This window comes from Hydrocoleum sp. CS-953, from assembly GCF_002260545.1.
GTDB lineage: Bacteria > Cyanobacteriota > Cyanobacteriia > Cyanobacteriales > Microcoleaceae > Trichodesmium.
The window spans coordinates 1-2,233 of record NZ_LGSU01000130.1 but is presented as its reverse complement, the minus strand read 5'-3'; the positions used below and the strand labels follow the sequence as shown (position 1 = coordinate 2,233).

The window sequence follows — 2,233 nt, the reverse complement described above, 5'->3', positions numbered from 1 at the left end:
TAAGTTTATTTAGATTCCATTCTCTCATACATAATAGCCCTTATTAGTATTAGCTGGAAAAAAATAATAACCATGTAGGGACGTTCCATGGAACGTCCCTACTTTTTGGTTTCCAAATCCCATTTTTACTTGGGTTTAGTATCCAAACCCTGTTAGATAAAATGGTAAAACCTATATTATAGCGGTTTTCACAAAGGTAGACTACAAAACTTCTTCCTTCTTCCCTGTTCCTTGTTCCTTCCTTACCGAATAATACCATTTCTCAAAAACTTTTCTACATTTCATTGAGTAGGGGAGTAGGGGAGTGTAGGGACGTTGCATGCAACGTCCCTACGGGAGAATTAAAAATAAGGATAATCAAAGATTAAATTGTCTCAAATTAGCAAGAAAGTAATTTTCCCAAGGTAATTACTTAATAACTGAAGTATTAATCAAGTATAGCATTAATGCATGGGAATTGGTATAATTAAGGTTTAAAGCCTTTCCTTTAAAGGAGAAACAAGAAAAAATTTTCCTTTTATTCAATCCTCTTCCTTTTAGATAGAGGTAATTATCAATTATCCATTATCAATTATCAATTATTGAACTTAACCCATAATACTACCAAAAAATTCTATTGTGTCTTTTAAAGCAACAATAAAAGCATCAATATCATCACGAGTATTATAGAAATATAAACTTGCTCTTGCTGTGGATGAAATCTTTAAATATTGATGCAAAGGTTGAGCGCAATGATGACCAGAACGAATTGCTACCCCTGCTTCATCTAACATAGTTGATAAATCATTTGGGTGAATATTTTCTACTGTAAAAGATGCTAATGCTGCCCTATTTTCTCCATTAGTATTTGGTTGAGGTCCGTAAATAGTTACTTCAGGAATTTGATTCAATTTATCAAATAAATAAGTAGTTAATTCTGCTTCATAGGTATGGATTTTTTCCATACCTATATTTGTCAGATAATCTACTGCTGCACCAAGAGCGATCGCTTCTCCAATAGCTGGCGTTCCTGCTTCAAATTTATGAGGTAATTCTGCATAGGTGGAATGGTCAAAAAACACCTCGGAAATCATTTCACCACCTCCTAAAAATGGTGGCATTTCGTTTAGTAATTCCAATTTTCCATAGAGAAAACCAATGCCAGTGGGAGCGCACATTTTATGACCAGAACCTACTAACCAATCACAACCTATTGCCTGTACATCTACCACACAATGAGGTAAACTTTGGCAAGCATCTATTAATACTTTAGCTCCGTTTTGATGAGCAATTGAGCAAATTTCTTTGACTGGGTTTGTACAACCTAAAACATTAGAAACATGAGCAACTGCTACTAACTTTGTTTTTTCAGAAACTAGGGTTTTATATTGTTCTAAATTAAACTCTTCTGTTTCAGTCAATTCGACAAATTTTAAAACTGCTCCGGTTTTTTGAGCAACCATTTGCCAGGGAACAAAATTACTATGATGTTCCATAACTGAGACAATAATTTCGTCTCCTGGTTTGAGATTATTTAAACCCCAAGAATAAGCGACTAAATTAATAGCTTCACTAGCATTACGAGTATAAACAATTTCATTCCGAGATGCTGCATTAACAAAAGCAGCTACTTTATCTCTTGCCCCTTCATAAGCATCTGTTGCTTTTCCACTTAAAGTATGAATACCCCTATGCACATTAGAATTATATTTGAGGTAATATTCCTGCCAAGCATTAATAACTGCTAAAGGTTTTTGGGAAGTAGCAGCATTATCTAAATAAACCAGTGGTTTACCATTTATTTCCTGATTTAAAATCGGAAAATCTGCTCGTACTTTATCTGCCAAAGTTCTGTCTTGAATAATAGTCATTTTTTCAGTTATAGCGCGTAGCGCTAGGGAATAGAGAATAGGGAATAGGGAATAGGGAATAGCAAACTGTCCAAGGATTTTTCGTATAGGGAAAAGCTCTGCTTTGAGCATTTATAAATGTCCGCGCCCTTTGCTTCGACTGCTATTTCAGTTTTTTTAAGGAGTAGGAAATAGTAATTCCGGAAACAATCTCATGGGCAAGATGCCTGCACTACAAAGGTTTTATTATTAATAATATTTTTACCTCATAGACTTGGAGCTTACTGTAAGTTTAAATCTACTTTTTAACTCACTTTCCTCCTTAATTACTTCTTGCCGAAATAATTAATAATTAAACAATCAAATAATTAGATGATTCTGGTCTAAAGCCTCCCCTTTTAAGG

The 2,233-nt window shown here is 34.2% G+C and carries 1 protein-coding gene; it reads right to left on the bottom strand.

Annotation, left to right across the window (positions count from 1 at the left end; genetic code table 11):
• Nucleotides 1–587: 587 nt before the first annotated feature.
• Entirely contained in the window at nt 588–1,850 is a 1,263-nt protein-coding gene (locus AFK68_RS00925) for a cysteine desulfurase (RefSeq protein WP_094670904.1), read from the bottom strand.
• Nucleotides 1,851–2,233 lie beyond the last annotated feature (383 nt).